Source organism: Rubrobacter calidifluminis (assembly GCF_028617075.1).
Classification (GTDB): domain Bacteria; phylum Actinomycetota; class Rubrobacteria; order Rubrobacterales; family Rubrobacteraceae; genus Rubrobacter_E; species Rubrobacter_E calidifluminis.
Genome location: NZ_JAQKGV010000045.1, coordinates 1 through 1079, shown reverse-complemented (window position 1 = coordinate 1079; position 1079 = coordinate 1). Strand labels below are relative to the sequence as shown.

General features: G+C 57.0%; 1 protein-coding gene. It reads left to right on the top strand.

The window, feature by feature from the left end:
* Positions 1–15: 15 nt before the first annotated feature.
* Positions 16–1079 (top strand): aminomethyl transferase family protein (locus PJB24_RS15770; RefSeq protein ID WP_273847605.1); only part of this gene is annotated, 1064 nt, incomplete at its 3' end.

The window sequence follows — 1079 nt, the reverse complement described above, 5'->3', positions numbered from 1 at the left end:
TGGAGGGAGAGCTGCGTGCTCTTCGACCAGTCCTACCACATGACCGACCTCTACATAGAGGGTCCTGACACAAAGAGGCTTCTCTCCGAGCTTGGGATAAACAGCTTTGAGGGCTTTGGGAAGGATAAGGCCAAGCAGTTCGTTGCGTGCAACCCGGAGGGCTATGTCATAGGGGATGCGATTCTCTTTGGGCTCGAGGAGGAGAGGGTGAGCCTGGTTGGGAGGCCCACGGCGCACAACTGGGTTGAGTACCACGCAAGAAGTGGTGAGTACGAGGTGGAGGTGGAGCGAGACGAGCGCTACGCGGCCAACCCGAAAAAGCGCAGGAGGCTCTACCGCTACCAGATCCAGGGTCCCAACGCAGCCGGGCTGCTCGAGAAGCTAAACGGAGGACCGCTTCCCGAGGTAGCCTTCTTCAACATGTACCAGATAAACATAGCCGGCAGGAAAGTACGGGCGCTGAGGCACGGGATGAGCGGGCAGCCTGGGGCTGAGATCTTCGGTCCCTGGGAAGAGAAAGAAGAGATAAGAGAAGCCATAGTAGAAGCCGGAGAAGAGTTTGGCTTAAGGCAGGTAGGCTCGAGGACATACGCCACCAACACGCTCGAATCCGGCTGGATCCCCTCACCCTGTCCCGCCATCTACACCGGGGAGAAGCTGAAGACCTACAGGGAGTGGCTCCCTGCAGACGGCTACGAAGCGAAAGCCTCTTTAGGAGGAAGCTACGACTCCGAGGACATAGAAGATTACTACTTCACCCCCTACGAGCTGGGGTATGGACGCTTTGTGAAATTCGACCACGACTTCGTAGGAAGAGAAGCCCTCCAGGAGATGGCAGAGCGTCCCACACGCAGGAAAGTCACGCTCGTGTGGGACAAAGAAGACGTAAAAGAAGCCTTCGGCAGCCTCTTCGAGAAAGAAGACCTGCCCGCCAAGTACATAGACCTTCCACTCTCTAACTACGCCACGCTGCCCTACGACAGGGTAGAGAAAGACGGGCGGGTGGTAGGAGTCTCCACCTACACCGGCTACAGCTACAACGAGAGGTCGATGCTCTCTTTGGCGGTAGTAGAAGAAGA